Origin of the sequence: Fervidobacterium nodosum Rt17-B1 (assembly GCF_000017545.1) — a bacterium.
GTDB lineage: Bacteria > Thermotogota > Thermotogae > Thermotogales > Fervidobacteriaceae > Fervidobacterium > Fervidobacterium nodosum.
The window spans coordinates 977,262-1,004,137 of sequence record NC_009718.1 but is presented as its reverse complement, the minus strand read 5'-3'; the positions used below and the strand labels follow the sequence as shown (position 1 = coordinate 1,004,137).

The following is a 26,876-nucleotide window of genomic DNA, read 5'->3' as shown; positions in this document are numbered from 1 at the left end:
CCTTTTATGTTTTTTATTCTCCGTGCCCACTTACGTCGTCGTCTAACAATTTTCTGAATTCGTTTATATCTAAATTCTCAACAAATTTTTTGAATTCTTCATCAGATTGGTCAAGATAACCAAGGTCTATTGCCTCGCTTGCGATAATATCGTTCGTAACGTAAAGTGGAGCACCTGTTTTCAGCGAAAGGATTATGCAATCAGATGGTCTTGCGTCTATTTCTATAAATGGATTAACACCCTCTGATATGTCTTGTTCTGAAAGTGTTAAATCCCTTAAGACTATTTTCGCGTAAAAGATGTTGTCTTTTATGGAGTGAATTACAAATCTTTCTATCTTCAAACTAACTTCATTTATTATGTTTAACATTAAATCGTGTGTAAGGGGTCTGTCGAAAGGTACTTTTTCTATAGCGATTGCCATGGTACTCGCTTCGCAAGCGCCAATCCAAATCGGAAGAATCTTTTTTGTGTTTTCTATCCCCAGTAAAACGACAGGAGTATTTGACACTTTGTCAAGTACAAGGGCCTTAACAGTCGCTTTTTTCATTTTTTATCACCTCTTTCAGTTTTTCTACACCATCTTTTATGGTATTCTCAACGTACTTTCTTAATTCTTCCTCAGATTGAAAGTTCTCAGGATAGACGAGGTCATGTATAAGTATGCCTGTTTTGTTGTAATTTACGATTAATTTATGCTTAGGTATAACCAAATGGTTTCCCCATATTGATACTGGTAAGATTGGGACTTTAGCTTTCATGGCTATTTCAAGACTACGCGGTTTGAATTCGTGTACTTCTCCATCGGGAGATCTAGTACCCTCTGGGAAGATTACAAAGTGATAACCTTCATTTAGTTTTTTCATGACTTCTCTTATAGTCAACGCTGTTTGCCTTATGTTTCCTCTGTCTATAAGCTCGCTACCGAGGTATTTCAAAAATACATTTATCATTGGAAATTTTCCAAGTTCTTTTTTTGCGATAAATGGTGTAGGACCGACGTAACCTATTACAAGTGGTATATCAAGTATGCTTTGATGGTTGCAAACCACTAGGTAATTTCTATTTATATCTGGCTTTTTTCCGCAAGAAAATACTCTTACACCAAGCAATTTGAAAGCAGCTCGACCGAATATCTCTATTTGTTTTAAGACAAATTTTCTCCCTTCCTCTTTCCCAAGCAAAAAGCCAATTAATAAAACGATAATACCATAAACAAATATGTAAAGAAAACCACCTATTAAAAGCCAAAGCGTTCTTAAGAAATTTAGGATTTTTTTCATTTATCCTTCCTCCACAATAAATTTATTCGCAGGAAGAAAATTATGAGTGATAAGATAAGAATTGCCCAAAGAAAAATAAAATCGTTAAATTTAAACAGATAGCTTTTTATAAATGCGAGTGAAACAACAGAAATCACAAAGGAAGAAACAGCAACTGCCACAAAACCAACAAATTTTGCGCTGTTTTTGACCGAAAAACTGCCTGCAATTATGCCAATTATTAATCCTACGGCAATTCTAATATACCACCCAAATTCAGGACCAGCAAATGTGTTGAAAATAAAAAGAACTCCCACAAATGCTAATGCCATACTTCCGATGAAGATTAGGGATTTGTAAAGACCATATAAAATGATGCCAAATAATATGGCAAAAATAATTATAATTATCGTACTATTTTGGTTAAAAAGCGTTACAATCTCTGGGTAAAACTTCCCTACAAAATTAAAAACTAACGGTTGTACATAAACAGCTCCCAGTAAAAAGCCCAATCCAAATATTGTTAACGGCTCTACTATATTTGGTAAGAGGTAGAAAAAAACTGCAACGGGCAAGATAACATACCAATTGGTTATCACGTAAGATATTAAATCTTTTATATAACTCAGATCCAAAGAAGCGAAATTTATCATATTTTTATTCCCCCATCAATGTATTTCGAAACTTCGTTTCGAACTCTTTCATCTTTCATTTTTTCTTTTGCTTTTGATAAATTTCCTGATGCGATATATGAGAGAGTAAGTTGAACATCGAGGTCAAAACTTTTCATGCCAAGCCTTTCTGATTTTTCAAAAAACATAACCGCTTCGTTGTATTTGTCAAGTTCCATAAGAGCACATCCAAGATTAAAATAAGCTAAAGCAAAATCTGGAGATATTTGAATCGCTTTTTTGTACATTTCAATGGCTTTTCCTAACAATCCTTCTCTTCTGTACAAATTTCCAATATTATTATACACTTCTGGAATTTCATATTCCAGAAGTTTTTCGTATATTTCCATAGCTTCTTTATTTTTACCAGATTCTGTTAATTTAACAGCTTCCTCTAACTGCTTGTATATCTCTTCTTTTGTCAAATTTGCTTTTCCTCCTATTTTTTTCTGAGTTCTTCTGATTTTATAAGTGTACTTGTGTAAAACGTGGTATCATAGTAAACATTATTCTTGAAAGTTACACGGGCTGATACTTTTATTAATCCTGGCGGAATTGGTCTGATATATTTCCATTGCGCAATCCAAATAAGTTTTTTTGAATTTTCAATTGCTTTTTGATATGTTGGCGCACCTGTAAATTTGTTGAGTATTGGACAGTTACCTAAGACTCTTAAAGATTGTAATCTATAAATTATCAGTTCTCCTTTACATTCTTTTAGAGTTATGTACTTTGGATTAATTTGGCTACTGTATACGTCACTTGGAGCGTATATATCATGCTCAAAGATGCTTAAGGAATGTTGAATATAGTGTATTTCGTCACCGAATAGATCTTCGACACTGATGTATGCATAAACAAAATTATCGTCAAACTCTAACTTTTCGATAGTTACAAATAGCGGCTTATCATCTTTTAAAACATAATGTTCGATTTGCTTATTTTTCCATTTCATAACAAAAAGATTTGGATAGCTATATTCAATGAGGTCTATTCCTTTTATATCGAATTTTTTGTCGTTAGCTGTTAAACCATCTTTACTTGGGTATATTATGTCACCGTAAGGTGTTACCTCAAAATTCCAAATCTTCTCTGATAATTTTATCGACTGAATTTTTGAAAAGTTTTTCAGGTCGTATATATCTATTTCCTGAGTTAATCCGTTCAATATGTAAAGTTTGTCTATTGTTATTTCAGCATCTAATGCAGGAGTTACTTTTTGGAGCTTATGTTCAGTGATATTGTTGGAATAAACATTAAACAAAACTATTCTGTCAAAGTCAACTATATACATATTACCGTTCCTGTCAAATCCGGCGACTATCGGTGAACGTAAGCCTTTCAATAATTCGTATTCTGAATCGTTATAAATCGCGTTTTCGCTAACCAAGTAAAGTAAGCCATTGCGATCGAATATTATTTGCTTGATATCGTGCGAAACTTTTTTTATGTTTGTCATTCGATTATTTTTGAAATATACTATTCTTCTGTTTTTACTATCGAGTACGCAATAAGAATCTCCATAGACAGCAACACTAACAGGTGTTTGAAAATATTCGATGCCTTTTATTATTCCACTCGCATTACCGATATATTTAAGTTCAAAGTTCTTTGAAGGCGATAAATTAATGTTTCTAAAGTACCTTACCTTTTCTAATATGTTATCTATATCATCATTTTTTACAAGTTGTGTAAAAGTACCAAATTCTTCTATTGCTTTGTCTATAAGTCCATTTGCAATTGCAAGCCTGCCTCTCAAAAACCAGAAATTTGCTATCTCATTGACATATACCCTTCCAGAGAGAGCTTGTTTAGAAAGCTCATATGCTTTCTGGAAATTACCTTGATACATTTGAATTAGCGACTGTGAAAAATAATTTCTTGCGGTTTCTTCATCTATAACCGCAAGTGATTTGGTTGGTAGCAAGATTAAGTAAAATAAAGCAAAGAATAATATAACCAAATTTGATTTAGCTTTCATAGAACTTTTGAAAGTTGCGTACTTCATATCTGCCTCTCTTTTTAATTATTTTGCGCTATTTTTATCTTTCCTATCCATCCAACCTAAGAAATAATCAACAACATTTGTCTTTCTTTCGTTACCTTCTAATAGGCGTTTAATGTTTTCTTTATGCCTATATACAGAAAATAGCGTAAGTGCAAGGAAGATAATCCAGTAGTTTTTGCCAAATACGAGTGTGAAGATAGTACCTGCCAATAGACCTATTATCGAAGCTAATGACACATATTGTGTTAAAGCCACAATAGCAATCCATATGCCCAAAGCGAACATTCCAGCTTGAGGGAAGATGGCAAAGAATGAGCCAAGAGTTGTAGCCACTCCTTTTCCACCTTTGAATTTTACAAACGGGGAGTAGCAATGGCCGAAAACGGACATAGCGCCAGCCATGACCATTGCGTTTTCACCTTGATTTTTGAAGATAAGAACAGCTACAACTGCTTTCATTATATCAAGAAACATCGCAAGTGCGCCGTAACCCGTGCCAAGATTTCTTAAAACGTTTGTTCCACCTACGTTCCCACTACCAACTTTTGTTATATCTATACCACGCAAACGTGGAATTATGTAGCTAAATGGGATAGAACCAATGAAATAACCTACGATAGCTGCTACCCAAATCAAGCCACTCACACCCCTTTTCAATTATAATTTTTTATCTATAGTACATATTTTTTATAGTACATATTTTTCGAAATTTTCTTCACCTACTAAAGTTATAAGTATTTCTTTGTACGATGGTCTTGTGTTAATTACGTTGCTCAGAGCTTGCTTGATGGTTTCAAGGTCCTCTCCTGAAAAGTCTGAACTATCTATTGCTTGTACTAAGTCATGTATAATCTCTGGTATATCAAGATAGGACATAGCAATTGCAACTTGAGGACCTAAAGTAAACCTTTCTTCACCTTCAAGGAGCATGTATCTTAATAAAGGATAAAATTGTTCACCTGCGCCAAGTTTTGCCAATGCTTCGTATATTACAATCTGAGCCTCCTCAAAGTCGTACAATTCAAGAGCCTTTAGTATGTCTTTTACAGAATTTTTCGCGCCCATATCGCCAAGTAAATCGATAAGATAAAGTAGTTTCATATTATTTTTTTCGCCACGTAAGACTTCTTTTTTTACGTATTCTTCTATTTTTGGTCTTACGCTATCACCAAGTCTGTACAATACTTCAGTTGCTATTTCTTTAACATTTTCATCTTCGTCATCGAGAAGTTTTAGCATATCGTCAAAAGCGTCAGGACCTTTTTCGTTTATTATGCGTTCTATCAATTCTTCACGCTCTCTGTTTTCGAAATTTTCGCTGTTTTCGCTCAAAATTTCACCTCCAAATTATTTGTAATTCTAAACTATCGTTTATTATACCATACTCTTGAGAAAAATAAATAAATCCCCAGGTGTATGATTCCCCGGGGATTTTTTGTTCTTAATGCTTTTTTAGATTAATCTATTATCTCCTCAGGTTACTTGCTGTTTGAAGCATTTGGTCTGCCGTGATTATCGATCTTGAATTAAATTCATAAGCTCTCATTGCTGTAATCATATCAACCATTTCTTTGACAACATCAACGTTTGATTTTTCTACGTAACCTTGCATTATCGTACCAAAGCCGTCCTGACCGCCAACACCTTCAATTGGCTCGCCGCTTGCGTTCGTTTGCAAATACAAGTTATCGCCTATGGATTTCAATCCTGCTGGGTTAACAAATCTTACAAGTGTTATTGTACCGAGCTGTTGAATTGTGCCATCGGCAAGCTCAACAGAGACTATACCATCTGGCGAAACTGTTAGCGAAACCGCGTTTTGTGGAACGACGATTGCCGGCGAAAGAAGTAAACCATTTGCGGTAACTACCCTTCCTTGACTGTCCAATTTGAACTGTCCATCTCTTGTATAGGCAATTCTACCATCTTGAAGTTGTATCTGGAAAAATCCATCGCCTGTTATCGCTAAGTCAAGTGCGTTACCTGTATTTTCAAGGTTTCCTTGTGTGAATATTTTAGTCGTTGCGGCAAGCTTGACACCATGACCAACGTATATGCCTGTTGGAGTTGTTGAATTTTGAGCTGTCGCTGCGCCAGCATTCTTTGAATAGCTATAAATCAAATCTTGAAATTCTGCTTTAATTTTTTTATACCCGGCTGTGTCAACGTTTGCTATGTTGTTTGATACAGTATCCATTTTAAATTGTTGTGTCCACATACCCGTTGCTGCTGTGTAAAGGCTGTTAATCATTTAACTCCCTCCTATCTTAATGCTCCAACATTGTTGATTACTTTGTTGAGAAGTTCATCGTGGACAACTATAGCTTTGGATGTTGCTTCGTAATGCCTATGGGCTTCTATCATCTTTACCATTTCTCTTACTACGTTCACATTAGATTTTTCTATATAGCCGGGTAAAATCCTAAAACTGTCTTCAGGTAAGTTCTGTGGCTGACCGGCAAATAAAGTATCGCCTATCTTTCTAGGATTACTAAGAGCGTAAACAGCTATTCTATCAATTACATTCCCGTTTCCATCTAATATATTTCCAGCTTCATCTATTGAAAAGGTTTCCGGAACGACTATTTCTTGACCATTTTGATTGAGTAAATAATTACCTTGTGTGTTAACTAATCTACCATTGCTATCTCTAATAAATTCACCATTTCTTGTGTAGAAAATTTCATTTGCTTTTCTTACTGCGAAGAAGCCATCACCATTAATTGCGATATGTGAAGGTACATTTGTCTGTTCAAGAATACCTTGAGAGAAGTTCGTTCTAACCTCATCTAAAATAACAGCCTGTTCGAGATTGCCTATCTTTTTTACCTCTACTCTTCTGTTTTCTGGTTCTGGTTTTATTCTATCTATTTCTTTATTAAAATAAGCTTTAAAAGTAGGGGTATCGGCTTTATAGCCGTTTGTCTCAACGTTTGCAAGGTTATTTGATAATGTATCGATTTTTGTAATATCTACTAACATTCCCATCGCTGCCGTGTATACCCCTCTGTACAATTTACTCACGCTCCTATGAGATTATATTTATTTTTCATATGTCACTGCTACATGTTTCAATAACTCTTCATTTTCAAGTAGTATTCCTGTTCCTTTTGCTACGCACAGTAGAGGTTCATCTGCTATTTTGCAAGGTACTCCTATTTCTTCTTCTATGGCTTTGTCTATACCTCTAAGCAATGCGCCACCACCCGTAAGGACTATTCCATGTTTGACTATATCTGCTGAGAGTTCTGGCGGAGTTTTTTCAAGAACAAGTTTGATTCTTGAGATTATATTTTCGATAACAGATTTAATCATTTTGTAAACGTCGGTCGAATTTATTATCTCTGTTCTTGGTAATCCTGTTACCGCGTCTCTACCTTTAATCTCCAATTCTAAATCTTCTACATCTGGGTGAACTTTTCCTATTTTGATTTTTATCTCCTCTGCAGTTGATTCACCGATTATCAATCCAAAGGTTCTTCTTGTTCCTTTTACTATTGTTTCATCCAAGGCATTACCAGCCAATTTTATCGAATCACCAACAACGATACCACCAAGACTTATAACTGCGATATCTGTTGTTCCACCGCCGATATCTATAACCATGTTTCCCATAGGCTTCATGACATCTAAGCCTGTTCCAATTGCTGCTACTGTTGGTTCTAAAACGATGTGTACCCTCTTTGCGCCTGCTTTCAAAGCGGCATCGTAGACCGCTCTTTGCTCAACACTTGTTGTTTTTGTTGGAATACCTATAACCATGTTGCATTTGAAAAACATACTCTTGTTGAGCTTTTTTATAAAATATTTCAGTACATTTGAGATGATTGTATAGTCAGCTATCACCCCATCACGCATGGGCTTCACTGCCAATATCTTATCTTCAGGTGTTTTGCCAAGCATCTCTTTTGCCTCAGAACCGATTGCTAAAATTTTGTTTGTTTTCTTTTCGATTGCGACAACTGAGGGTTCATTTAATACTATACCCTTTCCTAATTGATAAACTATGAAATTCGCTGTACCAAGGTCAATTCCTAAATCGTTTTTTGCCATACTACTCTCCCCTTTCGAAAATATATAATCCAATTATTAGCATTATTACACCAATTATATTATACAAACTCAAATTTGGTTTTATGAGTATGTTCTCTGATATAATAGTCACAACGGGAATGAAATATATTGCGTTTGTTGTTCTTCTATCACCAATTAACACTATTGATTTGTTCCAAAGGAAATATCCAACAGCAGAGCATATGACTCCAAGATAAATAAGGCCGATTAAACTTTTTGTTTCAATTATTGGTGTCATATCTTGAAAAAGCGAAAACGGAATTAGTGTAACGACACCCCAAAATGTTATAGAAAATATCTGGTCGATACCATCGTGATTTTCCATTTTCATAACATAGTGAGTGTAAGCTACCCATGAAAAAGCCGATCCAAATGCAAGTATATCACCTAGTAGATTGAGTTTTAAAAGCCTTCCGTTCAGGATAACTAAGGTAACACCTGAAAATGCAATAATAGAGCCTATGTAGTGGTAAATATTTGTCTTAGTCTTATGTACCAAGTGTGTGAACAGCACGTATAAAATAGGTGCACTTGATACAATTACAGCAGCATTTGTTGGGTTAGTGTAAACAAGGGCGGTATTCTCAAAAACAAAATACATAGTTATTCCCCAAAAGCCCGCCCAGAAAGCATTTATATCCTTTATTTTTTTATTTTTAGTAAATGGAAACAATACCAGAAGCGCTATTATGAACCTGTAAAGTGCGGCTGGGAATGGTGGAAAAACGCTTACTACAAACTTAGTTGCGACAAAAGACATCCCCCAGAATAGCGTAACAATAACTACAGGCGCGTATTTAAGCATACTACACCCCCACAGATAACATCTATTTACTTTTGTATTTTTTCTATTATATCCAATACCTCTTCCACACTCCAAGCTTGGTATACCGGCGCCATTTTTCTGTTATCGAGATATTTATCGTCTATAAGCACTTTCGATATTCTATCTGTCCAGCCACCTGTTCCCCTGAGTAATATAACGGGTTTTTTATTGGCATAAGTGGCTAAAATCTCAACGGCGGTACCAATTTCACCACCTATGGACACTACAACATCTACACTTTTCACGAGTATAAAAGAACGCATTTGGAAATCAAGACCAGTGGATATAACTAACGAATTGTACTCATTCGAGTCTGAACCTTCCCAAGGTAATACTCCTACAGAAAAACCATTAACATTCGCTACACCTTTACAAACAAGTTCCATAACACCGTCTCTTCCACCTGTGAATACAACATATCTTTTTCCAAGTTCTTCACCAAGTTTGACACAAATATTTTCCAATTCCTTTACTGGGCTTTCGTTAATCGAACCGGAATATCCTATAACCCCGACTTTTATACTTTTGTTAGTGTTGCGAATATTAAGCATAATTTTCCTCCCCTATTAATTTCTATTTTTAATCAAAATTCATTTACTTAGTATAACACAAAGTGTGTTATAATAAAAGTGTAAATGTGGGATTAATTTTATTTTAACATGATATTTTTCATCTTCGGGGGTGTAATATTTGGACACAGTTTCTAAAATCAAATCCCGCACAGTTGAGGTGTTAAAAAAACACCGTATGAAAGTTGAAGAAGAAAGATTGAATAGATTTATTGAAAGAATTTCGATTATTCCTATCGATGAGATTCCTGAAGAGCATTTTGAATTACTTGTTATTGAGAATCTGACGATAGGAGAATCGTATTTTTTCAGAGATAAGAAAACATTTGAAAAGCTTAAAAGTATTCTGAAGTCAAAACCAAAATGGAATATTCTTTCAATTGGCTGCTCTAAAGGTGAGGAGGTTTATTCTACATCGATAATCGCCAAAGAAATGAGTGTTGAGTATAACATATTAGGTATCGATGTAAATCATCAAAGGATAGAAGAAGCTATCAATGGTTGTTACAGATTTTGGAGTATAAGGTTTCTTTCAGAACACGAAATTGAAAAGTACTTTGTTAAATATGAAGATAAATATTGCATAAAGGATGAATACAAAGAAAATACTTCATTTAAAGTTTGCAATATAGGAAACTGTTCTGCATTAATGAACATGAAATTTGATATAATTTTTATCAGAAGGGTTTTCATATATCTTGATAATGTGGAAAAAGTTTTAAATATAATATTGAATCTTCTTAACGATGATGGGTATTCGGTAATAGGTAGCGGCGAATACTTTCCTGAAATTTACAATTACTTTGAGCAAGTTTTTGACGACACTAGCGCGATTCTGAGAAAAATCAAACATGTGAAAACAAAAGAAAAGAAAGGAAATTTGCCTCCAGAAAGCATCAAAAAACCAGAGAAGATTCTCAAAGATGTTGATAAAAATAGTTCTAAAATAATTTCAAGCGAACCACAAAAGATTCCAAAAATTTCAGAAAAAATTACAAATATTGTTAAGTCACAAAATTTTGAAGAGGAATTAAGATTAATCGAACATATGATTGAAAACAAGCTCTATGATGAATCCTATAAGAAAATCGAATCACTTGCTAAAAAATATCCAACAGAACATCTTGTTTGGAAATACAAATCACTTATTGAGTATGAGCTTTCAATGTTTGAGAAAGCTTTTGATTCAATTAAAAAAGCGATGTTTTTAAATCACTACGATGAAGAAGTTTGGCAGTTGAAACATCTTTTGGAAAGGCTAGGACGAAAAAAATAATTTGAATAATTTAAGATGTTTTAAAATGGAGCGTGGTGATAATGGCAAAGTTCTACGCATGTGAAATTGAGTATGATAAAGGTTCCATAAAGATAGCGATAGAAAAATCTCTTGTCAGTGGTATAAGTGAAAAATTTATTTCGGGCCCTGAAAAGGATATTATTTTTGGTTTTGCGGAACATGGTAATTTCCTGTACCCCATCGTTACTCATTCAAAGTTGTCTTCTCCTGTTTTAAAGTACTTTATTATTCTCCAAAAGTATGCTTTTGGAGTTACAAGAGTGATTGAGGAAATAGAAGGAGAAATCATTCCTATATCACCTAACTTACCGATACAAAAGGGGTCTAAATTTGAATCGATATCTGAATACATAGGTGTTGTGCAAAAAGACAGAGAGTTTTATTACGTATACAATATTCATAACGTGGAGTTACCTATTGAAGCAAGAGTGATTTCGTCAGAGGAAAAAGAAGAAAAAAAGACTAAGATTGATTCTCAAAAAGCGGATTTCGTAGTTATCGGTGGAAAGTATGCGGTGAGAAAAAGTAATGTGAAAACTATTGTATCTTTCGATTTAGTCACTCCTTACAAATTCCACGGCTATGATGGTTTTATAGATTATAAGAAAATAATACCAGTCAAAAATATTGATGAGGGAAAATTTATTGTGGTTCTCGATAATATTGCTTATAGAACCGGAAAGATAACGCTCGTTTCTGGAAACGAACTTTATCACGAATCAGGTAAGAAAATGCTTGAGACAGACGAGGGAACATATGAGATTATCGAATAATTTAAAATTACCAAAGGAGCTGATTTTATGGACTTCTTAGAAATGTTTTTTGAGGAACTTCGTGAGAAGGGAAATGAATCAATAAATGACATAAAATCCTTCCTTGAATCGAGAGATGGAGCGTTGATAAATGATATATACAGATTATTTCACACTATCAAAGGGTCAGCAAGTCTTGTTGGACTTGTTGGTTACAAAAATTTATTTCATAAAATCGAAGATTACTTCAAAAGTTATTTGGCTGGACAAGGTGAATTATCAGATGAATTTTTGTCAAGGCTATTATCGATAATACCACCTCTTTTGGAGCGTGATGGCGACCTTTCAGAATCAGAAGTCCAGGATTTAATCGATAGGTTAGAAGGAAAGAAAGAGGCTGAAACAACTATATTTTCTAAAGAGCAGGGAGCTTTATCTGTCGAATATATCCAAGAATTTTTATCGATGGCTCTAACAACGGAAAATAGCTTAATGCGTGGAGATATAAATAGTGCACTTAGGATTATTCGTTTGGCGAAGTCCAAATTAACTTCCACTATCCAAGAATTATACTATACTAAGCTTCGAAATATTCTTTCGAACTTCGATACATTAATCGTTCAGGAGGCAACGAATGCAAAAAAGAAAGTAAGATTAAACCTTGAGATTGGTGATGAAATGGTTGAGAAGAAAGATTCGAAAGCTTTAATTGATATACTTGTTCACTTAGTTAGAAATTCGATATCTCATGGTATAGAATCGCCTGATGAAAGGAAAAAAATTGGAAAAGACGAAATAGGCGTAATAACTATTAGAAGTTATGTGCTGAATAATGAACTCTATTTAGAGGTAGAAGACGATGGTCAAGGGATAGACTTTGAAAAAGTAAGAAAGAAAGCCATGGAGAGAAACCTTGGACACTTAAGACCAGAGGATGTTATATTTGTGCCCGGATTTTCAACAAAAGAAGAAGCTGATGGTACAGCTGGTAGAGGTGTTGGACTTGACGCTGTCAAGAATTTTGCTATGGCACGTGGTGGTGATGTGGAGTTTGTTACTACACCGGGAATAGGAACACGGTTTATAATCCACTTTCCAGTGAAATCATTCCTTATTAAAGTACTCGTTCTTGAAGCTGATGGGCAACAATTTTGTATAAGTACACAAGACGTGCTTGAGATAGTTACGAAGTTAAAAGCAATTGATGGTAAAGTTAAATACAAAGATAAGGTATGCGATGTAGTGTACAAATCCTCGAATCCAAGATTTGGAATAATAACCCGAAATTATAGAGCTATTTTCGTAGATAATATAGTTGGCATTTTCGATGGGCAAGTAAGTAGTGAAAGCTATCCATCTGTAAAGGGTTTTGTCAAAAATGTTTATGTTTATCCATTACCTATAATCGATATAGATTCATTTAGAGAAGGAGAAGTTAAAAAAACAAAGAAAATCAATGTTTTACTCGTTGACGATTCTGTCGTTACAAGAAGTGTTGTATCTAAGTTCTTGGAAGCTTTTGGTTACGAGGTAATAGAAGCCAAAAATGGTTCAGAAGCGATAAGTTATGTTGAGAGTTCAAATTGCGATGTTGTTGTTTGCGATGTGGAAATGCCAGATATAGATGGTTTTGAAACCACAAGGAGAATAAAACAAATAAAAAAAGACTTACCGGTGATATTGTTTAGCACACTTTCTAAAGAACAATTAGCAAAAGGACTCGAAGTTGGTGCGGATGCTTATTTATCAAAAGAAGAATCACCAGAGAGATTGCTGAGATTAATCGAAAAATTGGTAGGATAATTTTATGTATATGGATGTGAAAAAATGGAAAGTTCAAAAGATATGATTAATAAAGCTAATTACAAAGTTATAATTGTTGGTTCCGCGGGAAGCCCTAATGTTGCAGTAAACCTTTTGAAAATAAACGAAAAGCTTAATATTCCAGTAATTATATGTATCCATTTTACAAGTAGTGCTATGGAAACGTTTGCAAATCACATCGAAATTGAGACAGGACATATAGTAAAAATCGTTGATCAACCAACTCCTATAAAAAATGAAATATACTTACCAAAAGGCGGTAAAGATATAATTTTCATTTCGGAAAATACTTTGAATTCTGTTGAGAGTGAATATAAGGTACATCCTTCGATATCAAAGTTATTTGAATCGCTTGTCAAATACGCAGACGATAAAACAACTATTATAGTACTCGGCGGACTTGGCGACGATGGAAAAGACTATGCCAAAATACTCAGAAATAAGGGAGTTAAATTTGTTATTGAGAAAAGTCCAAGGTTTCCTTATCTGCCAAACAACATCGCGAAAGAATTAGAAATGAGGTATGAACAAGCGGAACAGAGTAGAATAAAAGATATAATAATAAGAATTAACAGACAAGCTTTGCAAGATTATTGATTATAAATAATTTAAGCGGGGTGATAAATGTGAAAAAAGTGCTCGCGATTGATGATTCGACAGTTTGGAGAAATTTTTTGCAGAATCTTTTGGAAATTAAGGGTTACAATGTTGAAACCGCCAAAGATGGTTTGGATGGTATAAACAAGTTTTTTACTTTCCTCCCAGATGTTGTTATTGTTGATTACGTAATGCCAAAGCTTAATGGTATACATTTCACACGCTTCATTAGGAGTTTTAGTTTTTCGAAAAATGTTGGAATAATCATGCTTACAGGTGCTGATGAAACAGTCAATAAATTTTGGGCTAAAAAAAGTGGTGTGAATTATTTTTTAAAGAAAACACTTCCTCAAGATGAATTAGAGAAAGAAGTACTTGAATTTGTCAATAAACCGTTCGCTATGGAATGGTCAAGGGAAATTTACAAAATCCATATAGAACCATATGGAGAACTTGTGGATATAATTGAAGAGAGCTTAAAAGAATCGACTCTGGTGAGAGAAATAATGAGCTATTCCGAATTTATTTACGATGAAAGGCTTGTTGTAAATAAGCTTTTTGAACTTTTTAGTGAAGTACTGAACTTTAAAGCGATGTATATGAGCATTTGTTCATTGTCTGAAATGAGGCTCTATGGGTTTGGTGAGAATTTAGCCTCGCCAGAAGAATTACATTCGTTTATAGAAAATTTTACGGGCATAAGATATTATTCCAGTGTAAAAGCATATTTTGATGGAAATAGAAAAATAAAAGATAATTTTGTAATAGAGATTATCTACCAAAAGGGTGAACCTGTAGGGTTTTTAGTTGTGGAAGAGCCTTCTTCACATGAAGTTGTTCAACATGTGCTTTCGATTGTTAACGAACCAATTGGTGCTTTAATAGGTTTAATTAACGATTACAACAATCTTTCATCAGGAAAAGAGATAGATGAAGTCACCGGGTTATACAATAAAACATATTTTAGAACGAGATTATTGAACGCTTTGGATTTTGTTCAAAGGAATAACTTGCCAGCATCACTTGGAAAATTAACAATCAAAAATCTTAGAGAGATAAGTACTAAACATGGTGAAGATGCGACAAATAATTTATTGAAAAAGATTGGAAACGTTTTTCTTGAGAAATTTCAGGAGTTTTCTGCAAGGTTTTCTGCTAATGAGTTCGTTTGTATATTTATTGGCGAAGATATAGAACGAGCTAAATTAGAGATTGAAGAGTGCAAAAAAAATGTACAAAAAATTGCACAAAGTGAAAATATTAAAATTGATTTTGATTGTAAAGTTGTCGAGTGGCACGGTGAAACGATTGGAGAGCTAATTGAAAAATTAACATAAAATCTTAATTGGGGGTGGATAAATATGAAATTAAGGATGAAACTTAGAACTAAGTATGCTTTAATAATTGCGTTATTAATTTTTGCAACGACTTTGGTTTTCTTTTCGATATTGATTTCTCAAGTTTCAAAAATTATCGAAAATATTACACTTAAGAATTTTTTAAATGAGACAAAAGTGTTTTCCGAAATAAAACAATACGATTTTTTACTTAATTTCAAACCAGAATTTGGATATTACTATGTTCTTTCAACTGAAGGTATAACGCTTTACCATACAGATCCGACAAAAATAGGAATTGACGTAAAAACCCAAGTTCCAGGGTTATTGGAATATATGAAACAAGAAAAATCGGGAGTATATTCTTATTTATACCAAGGAGTAAAAAGATACGTTGCTTTTTCTTACGATGGTGAAAAGTACTTTGCTCATGCAGCAAGGGAAGATGAGCTTTTCAAAGATTTGAAAAGATTGCAATCTAACATATTTAAGTTTCTAATTCCAGTAATGGTTATAATTTCCATAATTATTGGTTATATTTTTGGAGGTATTCTTATTGCTCCTACGAAGAAACAATATTATGCGACAAATGAATTGTTGGAGAAGATTTCAGACAATATCATATCAACATCTACTTCAACCGCTGAGATAAAATCTATGGCACAAAATACCGAAGAAGCCTCTATGGAGCTTGATAAATCAGTTGAAGAATTTGCAGCTTATTTTGAAGAAAGCCGAGCGGAAGTGGAAACGACATTAGATAGAATAAAAGACTTTACGAAAACAATAGAAGAAATAACGAATGCTGTTACGGAATTAACGAATATGATAGAATCTGTTGGCGGGTTTGTTGAAAAAATAACTGAAATATCAGATAATATAACTGTATTAGCTATAAACGCATCGATTGAGACGAGTAAAGAAACAATAGACCGTGACGGACTTTCTCGAATAGCGGAAATGATAATGGAACTTTCTAATTCAACTCGTTCTCTTGCCAAGGAGTCAAAAAATTCACTTAAAGACGTTGATAAAGTAGTTACTTCGACTGTCTTGATTACTGAAAAAATATCCAAAGAATTAAACAATGTCAGAGAATCATTGAATCTAATAAGCCAAGTTGTATTTGCGTCGACACAGAATACAGACAAACTCTCTCGAATTTCTCGAAATACTCATGAAGCTGTGGAACAGTTGTATGCAGGTGTTGAACAACTTGAAGAAGCAATTAGTCAAATAAAATCTGAGGTAGAAAAATTCGGTCAAATGTTTAGAGATATAAAATTGTGAGATTATGAGGAGGATTTGGATGGAAAAATTTGATTTTTTTGAATATTCTCCCTTATACAAACAAATGATGATTTTACAAGCTCTTTCCGAAGGAATTACGTCTCATTCCGAAATATCTTTGAAGGCAGGTATTGTACCTTCGTTGGTTAATAAATACCTTAAATCCTTTCTTTCAGATGAGCTTGTGGAAAAAGTCGAAGGGAAGTATAAACTTACAAATAAAGGATTAATAAAACTTAATTATTTAAGATTAGCGTATTTGTCTGAAATTTCAGAATTGTATAAAAGCATCGAAGTTAAATTTCAGGATGTGTTTTTAAAGCTTGTTGGAAAAAAAGACATCTGTATTTACGGCGCCGGCGTTGTTGGTAAGATATTATTTAGATTAATAGCTAACAAAGAAAAATTCAATGTTATAGCGTTTTTAGATGATGACAGAAACAAAGTTGGGACAAAGATAGAAGGAGTACCTGTTTTAAGCTTAGAGACAAATATACAAGCGGACGCTTTAATTGTCGCTTCTTTTAAAAATGTTGATAAAATGTGCGAGAAAGCGTTGAGAAAAGGTTTTAGAAATGTTTACTCTGTGGAATTCTTAGGTGATAAACTCAAGCTTGTTTGGAGAGGCTGAGATGGAATATCTTGATAAGCTTTTATCAGGAATTGATGATGGGTTAAAAGAAGAGTTTTTGAAGAGGAAAAAACTTCAAGAAGAGAATTTCAACGAGTACAAAGATTCTTTCACTGAAATATTTTGGGATGTGTATTTAAATATTGCGGAATTACTTGAAGAAAACAGTCCTATGGAGCAAAGATTATTCATTAGGGCTGGCATTGTTGATCCGCGTTACTTAGCAAAAGATTGGGATAGAATAAAAGAAATTGTAAAGCTTGTGCAGAGTGATACAGTTTTTTATGCTGATGAATGGATTATTGCTATTAAGAAAAGCAAAGTTCCTCCATCAACTTTCGAAGATGTCATTCAAGATAGTATGCAAGAAAGACAAATTGATCCTACAATGTTTGAGAAGGAGTACGAACGAAGGTTGTTTGAAAGAAGTATAGAGGAAGAAAAACTTAAAGACCTTGTGAAAGGAATACAGGGGAAGGGACCATATTCAAAAGGCGTTTACGTAATATTTGATGAGGTTATAAAAGCTATTGGAAAATTGAAGAAGATGGATAGTGATATAAAGAACTTAAAGGAAGTTTTAGATTCGATGCATGAAAAACAAAGAAATTTGCCTTTAAAGTCAAGTAGTGAAAAGAAATTGACAGAACACTTAGTTGTAAGGCAGATGGTGAAAAAAGCTATTGGAAAATTTGGTATTCAATATCCTGCATTGATATCGAATTACTTTAAAGAAATAAACCAAGTCTTCACGAAATCTTTTGTCAACGAATTAATTGAAAATTTTAAGCTTATCGATAAAACTTCACTTACCAGAAATATACGTGGTACAGAAGTATTTATGCCACCTTATATAATTTTGGTCCCGGGTTACGGCGAAATGGGCTTCTGTTGGGAACCTATTGAAGGATTGAATATTTACGGTCGTGGTAGAATTGTTGTACCACTTTTCTCACGCAAAGGCACTGAACCATTTTACCAAGCTTTTGGTGAATATAGATGGAAGTTGGAAAAAGAGCTTTCTTTCGGCAGGTGGATGGAGGAAGGTTTAACTGGAGAGTATTACAGGTATCTTGAAAACAACAAGTATAAAGGAAACCCGGCGGAATATTTCGTAAAAGATTATTTACTATGGGTTACTAAAGAAGTTGCCGGTATTCAAAAGCTTGAAAAACCTGTTCGTGAGATATTTTGGAGATATATACCGTTCGATGATTCAATAAAGGAGAAATTAGCTAATGTAAGTTATATTTATCAACAACTATGGGAAAAAGATTTAAGAAAAAGGAGGAGCCAAAGTTGAGCAAAAGTAAAAGAATTATATTATCAGTCGTGATTATTTTAGCCGTTGGAATTGGATTGTTTTTCTTCTTAAGGGAAGTTTTTTCTGGACGGCTTATTGTTAGGGATTACATTTTCCAAATTGGCAAATTTCAATTGAGGTGGTACAGTATTTGTATTGCAAGTGGTATATTAGTCGCTTACGTACTTGCGAGAAGAAGATTAAGCATGTATCCTATTAAACCAGAAGATCTTGATGAGGGATTATTCTGGGGAATTGTTGCCGGAATATTGGGGGCAAGGATTTACTATGTTATTTTTAATTGGAATTACTACTCGAAATATCCTTCGGAGATATATAAGATATGGCACGGTGGATTAGCTATCCATGGTGGTATATTTGGAGCTCTGCTGATGATATTTATATACTCAAAAATAAAAGGTTATTTTAAATTTGTCCACGCAACCGATTTGTTTACTTCTGTGCTTCCTTTGGCTCAAGCCATCGGTAGATGGGGAAATTTCTTCAATTACGAAGCCTATGGAAGACCCACCACACTACCTTGGAAAATGTATGTTCCACCTGAAAGAAGAATGCCAGGTTTTGATATTGATAGATTTTTCCATCCAACCTTTTTATACGAAAGTTTGTGGGATATAACTATATTTGTTTTTCTGTACTTTTTTGTTGAAAAAAGAAAACGTGAATATGGTGAAACAACAGCTTTGTACCTTATACTTTATTCATTAGGTCGCTTTTGGATCGAATCACTAAGGCTTGACAGCCTTATGGCAGGTCACTTTCGAGCAGCTCAGGTTGTTAGTATTATTCTAATTTTTATCGGTGCTGCTTGGTATGCGTACATAATAGGAAAAACGGGCAAGAGGGACAATTAAAAATTAATCGAACGATTTCCATATTAACTTAGTCTAAATTTATGCTATAAGGATGAATATGTTTTTGGTTGCTTCCACATAAATTTCAAGGGGGGATTATATGGAAGGTACAGAAAAGATGGTCAGTTATGTTAAGTATGAACACGAGTTGGAAACTGAATACAGAGAGAAATTAGCGGAAGCAAAGAGAAAAAGTGATGTGAAGAATGTTTTTGTAGAATTCATAATAAAACTTCTTAAAAAAATTGAACCGAGTTTGCCATTATCTTTGATGGAAAATATAAGGTTCGACGAAAAAGAATTTAAATACGAATTTATGGGTGAACTTGAAAACCTAGTTAACGAGATTGGTAAAGAAAGTGACTTAAAAGCTATAATAAACAGAATGTATGAAACGGCAATGCATAGATACAAAAAAATTGAGCACGATGAGAATATCGATTACTTTAGGTTAAATAATACGAAAAAGTAATTTCTCCCCCTCCCCATCCCCCTGATAGGAAGGTAAATAAAAAACATTATCCCCGCGCATCGCGGGGATTTTTTGTTTTTTTAATCTAAATTTCTAAATACCATTCCTTCCTTTATGAGCCCACCGTTTTTTGCCGAAAGGAATGTTATTTTATTTTTCCCCGGAAATTGGATGTATTTTATATGTAAGAGACCATCGATAGTCTTTATAACACCATCACCAGATTGCTTTTCAATCCTTACAACAGTACCTGGTTCAATATTCTCTTGGGAATTGCTTTCTATTTCGCATGCACCATACAATTTAACTTCTATATCATTTAAAAACGTTCGCACGCCAGGAGTTGGATCGTAAGCTCTAATCTTATTTCTTACCTCCACCGCTGGTTTTGAGAAATCAACGTATAAATCTTTTTTCTCTATTTTAGGCGCGTATGTCGCTTTTGAGTGGTCTTGCGGGGTTAATGTGACTGGATAATTTCTTAGAAATTCTTGAAGAAGTTCTGTGCCATATTTTATAAACTTTTCGTAAACACTTCCAAATGGTTCACATTCTTCTAATTCAAAAGCTCTTTGCAAAGCAATATCGCCCTCGTCCATACCTTCGCTTATTTTGAATATAGTAACGCCTGTAACTCTTTCGCCATTTTCGATAGCTCTCTGCATCGGGGCAGGGCCCCTGTATTTCGGTAAGAGCGATGTGTGAACATTGTAAAGTGGAATAGCATCTAAAAATGGTTTTCTTAACAATCTACCATAGGCGACGACTATACCAATATCTGGTCTGTAGTTCTCAATAATTTCTAACCCTTCTTCATTTAGTTTTGAAGGTTGGAAAACGGGAATACCGTACTTTTGAGCCACCTCTTTAACCGGGGTAGGCAATAATTTCTGCCCCCTGCCTCGTGGCTTGTCTTTTTGTGAAATAACAGCAACGACGTTAAATTTTTTTTGAATAAGAAAATCTAAATAACTCGCGGCAAATTCAGGAGTGCCCATAAACAAAATGCGCATAAAATACCTCCAAATCAATAAATCTAGGTGTAGAATTTTTATTTTCACACAGAAGATTATACCACGCTTTTTTTCCAATTGGAAAGCCTAAAGAAAAGATAAGTTATAACAAAAACAATTAGGTTACTTATTATCATTCCAACGAAGATACCTTTAAAACCAAAGGTGAGAGATAATGTTGCGATGATAGGGATTCTAATTCCCCATAAACGGAGTATATCGCCAACCATGGTTAGTATCGTCTTCCCAGCTCCAATCAGCGCGTTGTTATAAATCATATAAGCCGTAAAGATGGGCATTGAGAAAGATATGTATTTGAAATAGATTTCTCCCATTTGTATAACTTTTGGATCGTTTATAAAGAATTGAGTCACTTGCTTACCATATATAAATGTCAATAAAGATAACACGCCGATAATGGTTATATTCCAGTAAAACGCTTTTAAAACTGTATATTCAGCATCTTTATATCTCTTTGCACCGATAAACTGTCCAACCATTGTGGAAACAGCGCCGGCAAGCCCGAAAGATATCATAGAAACCAAATTGGTAACCCTATTACCTATCCCGTAAGCACTTATTACGGCGGGACCAAACATAGCCACATATTTCATAATAACAGCGAAACCAGCCGATGTTATTGACATTCCAAGCGCGCTTGGAAGTCCAAGCTTAAAAATCAAGCCTATAATCTTCCAATCTGGTTTAAAATCGCTTTTCGATATTTTCACATGAGCTTGTTTAGAAGCAACATGGTATAAAGAAATTCCAGCTGCTATAAACCGACCAATATTAGTAGCCCAAGCCGCACCAGCAACACCAAGCTTAGGAAATGGTCCAATACCGAATATCAATAGTGGATCGAAAAACATATTTACAAGATTCATGTAAAGGGTTATTCTCATGCCAAATTGAGAATCACCGACGGCGCGTATTGCGGAAGTTGTGCTGTTGATTATAAATACAAGTGGAAGACCTAACATATCTACTATGTAGTATTTTAAAGCATACGGGACAACATCTCTACTTTCAGAACCCGCGATAGAGTTCAATATAGGTTTTGCAAAAGCGATTCCTAGTACGGTAGCCAGCAAACCAACGGATATCGTAACAAGGTATAACTGCCCCATTGATTTTTTAACCTTTTGTATATCCATTTTTCCGTAACTTTGTGAGACAATAGCTATCCCAGCGTTTGAAAAACCCATGGCAAGTGAGATAAATGTGAATATAACGGGCCAAGTAATTGTGGAAGCTGAGAATTGTACAGGCCCAAGCTTACCTAGAAAATAAGAATCAACGATATTGTAAATTGTTTGAAGCGCGTTTGAAACTATGAGAGGCCATGCTAAGTGAAATAACGAATATTCTATTCTTTCATTAAGCACGTTTACTTTCGCCACATTTTCTCCCTACCTTTTGCTTTTTCTCTGAGAATTTTAATGTGAAAAATTCGTACTACGAACTAAATGTATTTTATCATAAATTTTGCATAAGAGCAACAATCAGAAATTGAAATATTTTGAAAGTGTAGTAGAATAATCTACGCAAATCATTGCTTTAAAAATTTTAAAAGCTCAAGAGGGGCGAGCAAGCGCAGGCAGCCGCACAAGGCTGTCCTGAGGAAAGTCCGGACTCCGTGGGCAGGATGCTAGCTAACGGCTAGGTGGCGTGAGCCACGGATAGGGCCATAGAAACGGAAACCGCCTGAAAGGTTATTCCGAGTAAGGCAAGGGTGGAAAGGTGAGGTAAGAGCTCACCAGCAGTGCAGTAATGCACTGGCTTGGCAACCCACATCCGGAGCAAGGTCAAACAGGGGGTTGGGCGGCCCCACTCTAAATCCCCCGGGTAGACCGCTTAGACAGATGCTTGCTCAAGACAGAATCCGGCTTACAGCCCCTCTTGAGCTTTTTTATTTTGGTCTATAAAATTCATACAATAAAAAATGGTGCCGTACACCCCGCTTCGACACGCCTGAACCCGGTCGTACGTACCCGTTGTGGCTCCGGCCGGGCACCCCTACGGCACACACTTGCCTACTTAGGGCTGCTTCCTTCCGGACCTGACCCGGTTCGCAGGTAGTTGTTGCGTAGGACCCAACCTTCAACGCCATCAGGTACGCCGTTTCCGAACCCAGGTAGCCTCAGACGGGGAATTCAGCCCCGCTAAGGTGGGTTTCGGGTTACAGGGGACCACCAACCCCCCGCTTAGTACGGCACCATACACCATTTTATCATTTATTTTGTATTTTTCAAGAGAAATTTTAATTATCTGGGAATTTTTGATAAATGCTGATGCCTTATAAAAAACCTCTCCTCACAAATTTGTGAGGAGAGGTTTTTGATTTATTAACTTAGGTTATTGGCTATTTCCTTCGTAAGTCGGATTACTTCGTCTCTTGTATTCTCAACTTCTTTGAATAAACGCTTTGCCTTTTCGTAATCTTTTTTCCTTAAAGCCTCGTCTATTTCTTTTCCGAGCGCATGGATTTTCATGTGTGGTGCATCTATTTCTCTCCATTTGTCCGCTACTTTTTCTGGTGGCCTAATGAAATGATAAATAGATCCAAACTTGCAGAATGAGCCATCTAATACGACATTCAATTTTTCATCCATTCTGTTTATAGCACTTTCCACATCTTTCACCCATTTTTCATGGGCTTCTATCGCACTATTAATTAAGTCTTTTAATTCGCTTTCGCTGAAAATGGTTATTTCACTTGATATAATTGATGCGATTTTCTTAAATGACTCAGATACTTCAAAAGAGGATTGTTTCATAAGTTTAAAGCTATTTTCCATTTCTTCTGCCCCTTCTTTGTTCATTTCCATCTGTTCACTCATGTCGGTTGCTGTTTTTGACAATGTTGCCATTGCTGCGGATATTTCTTCTATAGATGCGCTTTGTTCCTCCGTTACAGCCGCGAGGTTTGATGCTTCTTTTTCTAGCGTTGTTACTTCAGATTGTATATCTTCAAGTTTCTGACTCACCAACTTAGTTGCGTATTCTATATTCCTAATCTTTTCATCAAAACTTTCAAGTCTTTCGCTTATTCCACCAACTCCGTCTCTTAGTTCTGTTAGAATTTTACCTATCTCTGTAGCCGATATCCTTGTGCTTTCAGCCAGTTTTCTAATTTCATCCGCGACAACCGCGAATCCCCTTCCAGCTTCTCCAGCGCGCGCCGCTTCTATTGCCGCGTTCAACGCTAATAAATTCGTTTGCTCTGCTATATCCGTTATAGTCTTTAATATATCTCCTATCCTTTCGGATTTTTCTTTCAATTGATTTGCGAACCCAACTATTTCTTGAGAACCTTGAATTGTTTCATCAACAGAACCTTTCATTTGAACAATCGAATCGTTGCTTAGCTGAACATCATTAGTTATTTTTTCAACTGCTGTGGCAACGCTTTGAGCAGCTTTTGATATGTTTGATGTGGTGGCAGATATTTCTTCTATTGTTGCTGTTGTTTCCTCTACTGAAGAAGATACTGTTTGTGCCATTTGAACTCCATATTCAAAGCTTTCCTTGAACGCTTTAAGCGAGAAGTAAGAATCATCGATTTTTGAGATAAGTGTACCTAATCTAATGTTAGAATCTTTTGATGAGAGGACAAATTCTTTTATTATATTTCTTAAATTAGCGAGCAACTCAGATAATTTTTGAAAAACGCTTGATATTTCATCTTTACCTGATTTGAATGAGATTCCTTTTGCTAAGTTCCTTTCTTTTTGTAATTTTTCTATTTCTATCACAAGAGTTGAGATCTTTTTCACCGTGAGTGAGGAGAAGAATATAACAACAGCTATTGTTATTAAAGCTACGAGTAAACCTACTATAATCTGTGAAGTTATACCTTTCTTCTGCATACTAAAAATATTTCTTGCGTCTATTCTTTGAAGAATGGTTGCAAATGTTTGACCGTCGACATTTTTTAATGGATAATTTATGTAAAAGTATTTATCATCCCTAAAAGAAGATTCTTTTCCAGCTTTTAGGTTTTCAATGTTGTACTTTTGCAGAAAATCTTCAACTTCGTCAGGTTTTGTAATTATTTCTGCAGGTTTACCATATTCATCTAAGAATTGATAGACAATAGCTTCTCCCATTTGCTTAAGCGTTTCTTTACTTAATAAAAATCCAACTTCCATTGTACCCACAAATTCGTTGTTATAGTATACAGGTCTTACGTATCTAAAGCCAACACCACTTTTGCCTGGAGATGATACAAATATGGGTTCTTTTTTCTGGAGCACAACTTTTATGTCATTTCTATAGTCTAAACTATCTCCGTATTTATTTAAATCATTAGTTCTGAGGAACGATTTCAAATCAGGAGTATGGAAGTGTATTAGGTTGGTTTCATAGTTTTTTGATAAATTCTCATGGATTGGCATCACGTATTGTATGAGCATATTTTATGTCATTTCTAAAGTCTAAACTATCTCCGTATTTATTTAAATCATTAGTTCTGAGAAACGATTTCAAATCAGGAGTATGAAAATGTATTTGGTTGACTCTGTAGTTTTTTGATAAATTCTCGTAAATTGGCATCACGTATTGTATTAGCGTATCTCTATCCTTGTTAGCAAATGCTTCTAATATCTGTTGTTTGGATAGAATATAATCGGATGCAAGTTGAAGGTTTTTATGAATATCTTCAAATTTGTTGTCCAAATTTTTTACAAATGTTTCTTCAATCTTATTCATTCAAAGGTGGCTAATATCGATAGTTAAATGGTATCCTAAGAAAACAGTTAAAATAATTCCCAAAGCAACTAACACAGGTAATAAAATGTAATTCACCATTTTAATACTCATTAATTTCACCTCCAATAGAAATTTTTATGTTTGCGGGTTTTTTGATATTCTATCTTAACATTTTACAAAAAATTATATACGTTTGTCAAGGAAAAATCTAGGATAAAAGTACATGTGGTATAATCCGTTCGAGTGTGGTATAATTAAATAGAAGTTTTTTGTCTTCCTCTTTGGATTTGCTTAAAATTAGATTTTTAACTCAACGTGGGAAAAATTAAGAATAAAAAAGATGCTGTTAACTAGTAGTGATGATGGAAGCTAAAGCTGTAATCATCTCATTTTCGTTCTCATATAACTTGCATAGGTTCCTTACTACACAAAAACCATTTACATAGTACCGTATGTTGCTAAATTTCTTGAAGCTCCTTTTCGCTCTAACAAACATCTTAAATAACGAAAATTTCGATTCACATTCGTTGTTTTTACCTAGTCTTACTTCTCTGTGCTCAACATTATCAAAATTTAGTTTTACTGCTATCTCGTACGCTTTTAGTCCATCGGTTATTAACTCTATTTGTGTGTTTTGTTTTCTTTGACTAAAGTATTTATCTAACAATATCTTAACTTGTGACATATCACGATATCTTGATACATGCCAAGCTACTATTAAATTCGTACCATGCTCAACTAATAGCCACACATAGTACTTTTTGTCTCGAAATACAATAACTGTTTCATCACCATGAACTTTAAATACATTCTCAAACTCAAAAAGCGAAATAACAGAAGATAACTTGATAATCCATTTGTAAATAGCGACATGAGAGACATTGATATTCAAGCAAGCTTTAATAGCACGAAGAGAAAGGTTGTATTTGAAGTACAATATGAAAGCTTTGAGAATGATATAGATAGGGAAACGGAAGAATTTGAAAGGATGAAAGTTGAAAGGCACAGGCTGAGGAAGAGAAAGTGGAACAGAAGTTTTGAAGTTGCACTTTCTGCATCTGAAACGAACGAAATAACGGCGGATTTTGTAAATTTCCATGACATGGTTACAATGAACACAACGAGGGTAAGGGAAAGAGAAAAGTTTGTGTTTTTTGGTGAAAGAAAGTTTAAAGTAACGCTTGCAGTCTTTGCAAAAGAAGATTTGGTTTTTGAACTTATCATGACCATTTTTGATGAAGTTAGAAGAGCCGCAATGAGGGCATTTGAGTTGGATATTAGTCATGTCGGGATACCTCCTTATTGAGAGTATATTGGGGGGTGTCCCCTCTTTAAGAAGATAATATGGTTTTTGAAATTTAT

27 protein-coding genes and 2 other RNA genes are annotated in these 26,876 nt (G+C 34.7%); 11 read left to right on the top strand and 18 right to left on the bottom strand.

The window, feature by feature from the left end:
• Window positions 1-13: 13 nt before the first annotated feature.
• The 12 genes from FNOD_RS04845 to FNOD_RS04790 form a co-directional block, all read right to left on the bottom strand.
• The gene (locus FNOD_RS04845; RefSeq protein WP_011994094.1) at window positions 14-550 is read right to left on the bottom strand and encodes a bifunctional nuclease family protein; all 537 of its coding nucleotides are present in this window, start codon (window positions 548-550) and stop codon (window positions 14-16) included.
• Complete coding sequence (locus FNOD_RS04840; RefSeq protein ID WP_011994093.1) at window positions 531-1,283, bottom strand: lysophospholipid acyltransferase family protein; 753 nt, start codon at window positions 1,281-1,283, stop codon at window positions 531-533. The genes FNOD_RS04845 and FNOD_RS04840 overlap by 20 nt, the downstream gene beginning before the upstream one ends.
• Entirely contained in the window at window positions 1,280-1,915 is a 636-nt protein-coding gene (locus FNOD_RS04835) for a hypothetical protein (RefSeq protein WP_011994092.1), read from the bottom strand. Before FNOD_RS04835 ends, FNOD_RS04840 begins: the two co-directional genes overlap by 4 nt.
• The gene (locus FNOD_RS04830; protein ID WP_011994091.1) at window positions 1,912-2,358 is read right to left on the bottom strand and encodes a tetratricopeptide repeat protein; all 447 of its coding nucleotides are present in this window, start codon (window positions 2,356-2,358) and stop codon (window positions 1,912-1,914) included. The genes FNOD_RS04835 and FNOD_RS04830 overlap by 4 nt, the downstream gene beginning before the upstream one ends.
• Window positions 2,359-2,372: 14 nt before the next feature.
• Complete coding sequence (locus FNOD_RS04825) at window positions 2,373-3,941, bottom strand: NHL repeat-containing protein (protein ID WP_011994090.1); 1,569 nt, start codon at window positions 3,939-3,941, stop codon at window positions 2,373-2,375.
• An 18-nt stretch (window positions 3,942-3,959) separates the two neighbouring features.
• Complete coding sequence (gene plsY / locus FNOD_RS04820; protein ID WP_148202045.1) at window positions 3,960-4,586, bottom strand: glycerol-3-phosphate 1-O-acyltransferase PlsY; 627 nt, start codon at window positions 4,584-4,586, stop codon at window positions 3,960-3,962.
• Between the two features lie 42 nt (window positions 4,587-4,628).
• A complete protein-coding gene (locus tag FNOD_RS04815; protein ID WP_011994088.1) occupies window positions 4,629-5,273 on the bottom strand; it encodes a HEAT repeat domain-containing protein in 645 nt (214 codons plus the stop codon).
• 133 nt (window positions 5,274-5,406) lie between these two features.
• On the bottom strand, window positions 5,407-6,192 hold the full coding sequence (gene flgG, locus FNOD_RS04810) for a flagellar basal-body rod protein FlgG (RefSeq protein WP_011994087.1): 786 nt from the start codon (window positions 6,190-6,192) through the stop codon (window positions 5,407-5,409).
• An 11-nt stretch (window positions 6,193-6,203) separates the two neighbouring features.
• Window positions 6,204-6,965: a flagellar basal-body rod protein FlgF gene (gene flgF / locus FNOD_RS04805; RefSeq protein ID WP_238374565.1), complete on the bottom strand. Its 762-nt coding sequence runs from the start codon at window positions 6,963-6,965 to the stop codon at window positions 6,204-6,206.
• 18 nt (window positions 6,966-6,983) lie between these two features.
• Window positions 6,984-7,994, bottom strand: coding sequence for a rod shape-determining protein (gene mreB, locus FNOD_RS04800; RefSeq protein ID WP_011994085.1), 1,011 nt, complete (start codon window positions 7,992-7,994; stop codon window positions 6,984-6,986).
• Window position 7,995: 1 nt separating this feature from the next.
• Complete coding sequence (locus tag FNOD_RS04795) at window positions 7,996-8,820, bottom strand: DMT family transporter (protein ID WP_011994084.1); 825 nt, start codon at window positions 8,818-8,820, stop codon at window positions 7,996-7,998.
• Between the two features lie 26 nt (window positions 8,821-8,846).
• Window positions 8,847-9,392, bottom strand: coding sequence for a TIGR00725 family protein (locus FNOD_RS04790; protein WP_011994083.1), 546 nt, complete (start codon window positions 9,390-9,392; stop codon window positions 8,847-8,849).
• A gap of 139 nt (window positions 9,393-9,531) precedes the next feature.
• Between FNOD_RS04790 and FNOD_RS04785 the strand changes: the two genes are divergently transcribed.
• The 10 genes from FNOD_RS04785 (at window position 9,532) to FNOD_RS04740 (ending at window position 19,788) form a co-directional block, all read left to right on the top strand.
• Entirely contained in the window at window positions 9,532-10,686 is a 1,155-nt protein-coding gene (locus FNOD_RS04785; RefSeq protein ID WP_011994082.1) for a CheR family methyltransferase, read from the top strand.
• Window positions 10,687-10,727: 41 nt separating this feature from the next.
• Window positions 10,728-11,480 (top strand): hypothetical protein, encoded by a 753-nt coding sequence (locus tag FNOD_RS04780; protein WP_011994081.1) that lies wholly within the window; start codon window positions 10,728-10,730, stop codon window positions 11,478-11,480.
• 27 nt (window positions 11,481-11,507) lie between these two features.
• A complete protein-coding gene (locus FNOD_RS04775; RefSeq protein ID WP_011994080.1) occupies window positions 11,508-13,262 on the top strand; it encodes an ATP-binding response regulator in 1,755 nt (584 codons plus the stop codon).
• 24 nt (window positions 13,263-13,286) lie between these two features.
• Window positions 13,287-13,880 carry a chemotaxis protein CheB gene (locus tag FNOD_RS04770; protein WP_011994079.1) on the top strand — a complete coding sequence of 198 codons (594 nt, stop codon included), beginning with the start codon at window positions 13,287-13,289 and terminating at the stop codon, window positions 13,878-13,880.
• 29 nt (window positions 13,881-13,909) lie between these two features.
• Window positions 13,910-15,217 carry a response regulator gene (locus FNOD_RS04765; protein ID WP_011994078.1) on the top strand — a complete coding sequence of 436 codons (1,308 nt, stop codon included), beginning with the start codon at window positions 13,910-13,912 and terminating at the stop codon, window positions 15,215-15,217.
• Between the two features lie 24 nt (window positions 15,218-15,241).
• Window positions 15,242-16,507 carry a methyl-accepting chemotaxis protein gene (locus FNOD_RS04760; protein WP_011994077.1) on the top strand — a complete coding sequence of 422 codons (1,266 nt, stop codon included), beginning with the start codon at window positions 15,242-15,244 and terminating at the stop codon, window positions 16,505-16,507.
• Between the two features lie 19 nt (window positions 16,508-16,526).
• Window positions 16,527-17,138 (top strand): winged helix-turn-helix domain-containing protein, encoded by a 612-nt coding sequence (locus tag FNOD_RS04755; protein ID WP_011994076.1) that lies wholly within the window; start codon window positions 16,527-16,529, stop codon window positions 17,136-17,138.
• Between the two features lies 1 nt (window position 17,139).
• The gene (locus tag FNOD_RS04750) at window positions 17,140-18,441 is read left to right on the top strand and encodes a hypothetical protein (RefSeq protein WP_011994075.1); all 1,302 of its coding nucleotides are present in this window, start codon (window positions 17,140-17,142) and stop codon (window positions 18,439-18,441) included.
• Entirely contained in the window at window positions 18,438-19,316 is an 879-nt protein-coding gene (lgt, locus tag FNOD_RS04745; protein WP_011994074.1) for a prolipoprotein diacylglyceryl transferase, read from the top strand. The genes FNOD_RS04750 and lgt overlap by 4 nt, the downstream gene beginning before the upstream one ends.
• A 100-nt stretch (window positions 19,317-19,416) precedes the next feature.
• Complete coding sequence (locus FNOD_RS04740) at window positions 19,417-19,788, top strand: hypothetical protein (protein WP_011994073.1); 372 nt, start codon at window positions 19,417-19,419, stop codon at window positions 19,786-19,788.
• Between the two features lie 80 nt (window positions 19,789-19,868).
• Here the strand turns inward: FNOD_RS04740 and fmt are convergent, their stop codons facing one another.
• Together fmt and FNOD_RS04730 are read right to left on the bottom strand one after the other, a co-directional pair.
• A complete protein-coding gene (fmt, locus tag FNOD_RS04735) occupies window positions 19,869-20,801 on the bottom strand; it encodes a methionyl-tRNA formyltransferase (protein ID WP_011994072.1) in 933 nt (310 codons plus the stop codon).
• 56 nt (window positions 20,802-20,857) lie between these two features.
• Window positions 20,858-22,204 (bottom strand): MATE family efflux transporter, encoded by a 1,347-nt coding sequence (locus FNOD_RS04730; protein ID WP_011994071.1) that lies wholly within the window; start codon window positions 22,202-22,204, stop codon window positions 20,858-20,860.
• A 175-nt stretch (window positions 22,205-22,379) separates the two neighbouring features.
• On the opposite strand from FNOD_RS04730, the gene rnpB reads away from it, so the two are divergent.
• An RNA gene (gene rnpB, locus FNOD_RS09390) (RNase P RNA component class A) lies at window positions 22,380-22,710 on the top strand.
• A 42-nt stretch (window positions 22,711-22,752) separates the two neighbouring features.
• Here the strand turns inward: rnpB and ffs are convergent.
• The 4 genes from ffs to FNOD_RS09690 all read right to left on the bottom strand — a co-directional run bounded on the left by ffs (window position 22,753) and on the right by FNOD_RS09690 (window position 26,799).
• Window positions 22,753-23,017: signal recognition particle sRNA large type (gene ffs / locus FNOD_RS09440), an RNA gene on the bottom strand.
• 132 nt (window positions 23,018-23,149) lie between these two features.
• Complete coding sequence (locus FNOD_RS04725; RefSeq protein WP_041256894.1) at window positions 23,150-25,219, bottom strand: methyl-accepting chemotaxis protein; 2,070 nt, start codon at window positions 25,217-25,219, stop codon at window positions 23,150-23,152.
• Window positions 25,188-25,514, bottom strand: coding sequence for a cache domain-containing protein (locus FNOD_RS04720; protein WP_041256892.1), 327 nt, complete (start codon window positions 25,512-25,514; stop codon window positions 25,188-25,190). Before FNOD_RS04720 ends, FNOD_RS04725 begins: the two co-directional genes overlap by 32 nt.
• A gap of 346 nt (window positions 25,515-25,860) precedes the next feature.
• Complete coding sequence (locus FNOD_RS09690; protein ID WP_011993737.1) at window positions 25,861-26,799, bottom strand: DDE-type integrase/transposase/recombinase; 939 nt, start codon at window positions 26,797-26,799, stop codon at window positions 25,861-25,863.
• Window positions 26,800-26,876: the final 77 nt, after the last annotated feature.

Coding starts and splice junctions, on each gene's coding strand:
- FNOD_RS04845 (WP_011994094.1), bottom strand. CDS start 550: ATGAAAAAAGCGACTGTTAAGGCCCTTGTACTTGACAAAGTGTCAAAT.
- FNOD_RS04840 (WP_011994093.1), bottom strand. CDS start 1,283: ATGAAAAAAATCCTAAATTTCTTAAGAACGCTTTGGCTTTTAATAGGT.
- FNOD_RS04835 (WP_011994092.1), bottom strand. CDS start 1,915: ATGATAAATTTCGCTTCTTTGGATCTGAGTTATATAAAAGATTTAATA.
- FNOD_RS04825 (WP_011994090.1), bottom strand. CDS start 3,941: ATGAAGTACGCAACTTTCAAAAGTTCTATGAAAGCTAAATCAAATTTG.
- flgG (WP_011994087.1), bottom strand. CDS start 6,192: ATGATTAACAGCCTTTACACAGCAGCAACGGGTATGTGGACACAACAA.
- mreB (WP_011994085.1), bottom strand. CDS start 7,994: ATGGCAAAAAACGATTTAGGAATTGACCTTGGTACAGCGAATTTCATA.
- FNOD_RS04795 (WP_011994084.1), bottom strand. CDS start 8,820: ATGCTTAAATACGCGCCTGTAGTTATTGTTACGCTATTCTGGGGGATG.
- FNOD_RS04790 (WP_011994083.1), bottom strand. CDS start 9,392: ATGCTTAATATTCGCAACACTAACAAAAGTATAAAAGTCGGGGTTATA.
- FNOD_RS04780 (WP_011994081.1), top strand. CDS start 10,728: ATGGCAAAGTTCTACGCATGTGAAATTGAGTATGATAAAGGTTCCATA.
- FNOD_RS04775 (WP_011994080.1), top strand. CDS start 11,508: ATGGACTTCTTAGAAATGTTTTTTGAGGAACTTCGTGAGAAGGGAAAT.
- FNOD_RS04770 (WP_011994079.1), top strand. CDS start 13,287: ATGGAAAGTTCAAAAGATATGATTAATAAAGCTAATTACAAAGTTATA.
- FNOD_RS04760 (WP_011994077.1), top strand. CDS start 15,242: ATGAAATTAAGGATGAAACTTAGAACTAAGTATGCTTTAATAATTGCG.
- FNOD_RS04755 (WP_011994076.1), top strand. CDS start 16,527: ATGGAAAAATTTGATTTTTTTGAATATTCTCCCTTATACAAACAAATG.
- FNOD_RS04750 (WP_011994075.1), top strand. CDS start 17,140: ATGGAATATCTTGATAAGCTTTTATCAGGAATTGATGATGGGTTAAAA.
- FNOD_RS04740 (WP_011994073.1), top strand. CDS start 19,417: ATGGAAGGTACAGAAAAGATGGTCAGTTATGTTAAGTATGAACACGAG.
- fmt (WP_011994072.1), bottom strand. CDS start 20,801: ATGCGCATTTTGTTTATGGGCACTCCTGAATTTGCCGCGAGTTATTTA.
- FNOD_RS04725 (WP_041256894.1), bottom strand. CDS start 25,219: ATGCTCATACAATACGTGATGCCAATCCATGAGAATTTATCAAAAAAC.
- FNOD_RS04720 (WP_041256892.1), bottom strand. CDS start 25,514: ATGAATAAGATTGAAGAAACATTTGTAAAAAATTTGGACAACAAATTT.
- FNOD_RS09690 (WP_011993737.1), bottom strand. CDS start 26,799: ATGACTAATATCCAACTCAAATGCCCTCATTGCGGCTCTTCTAACTTC.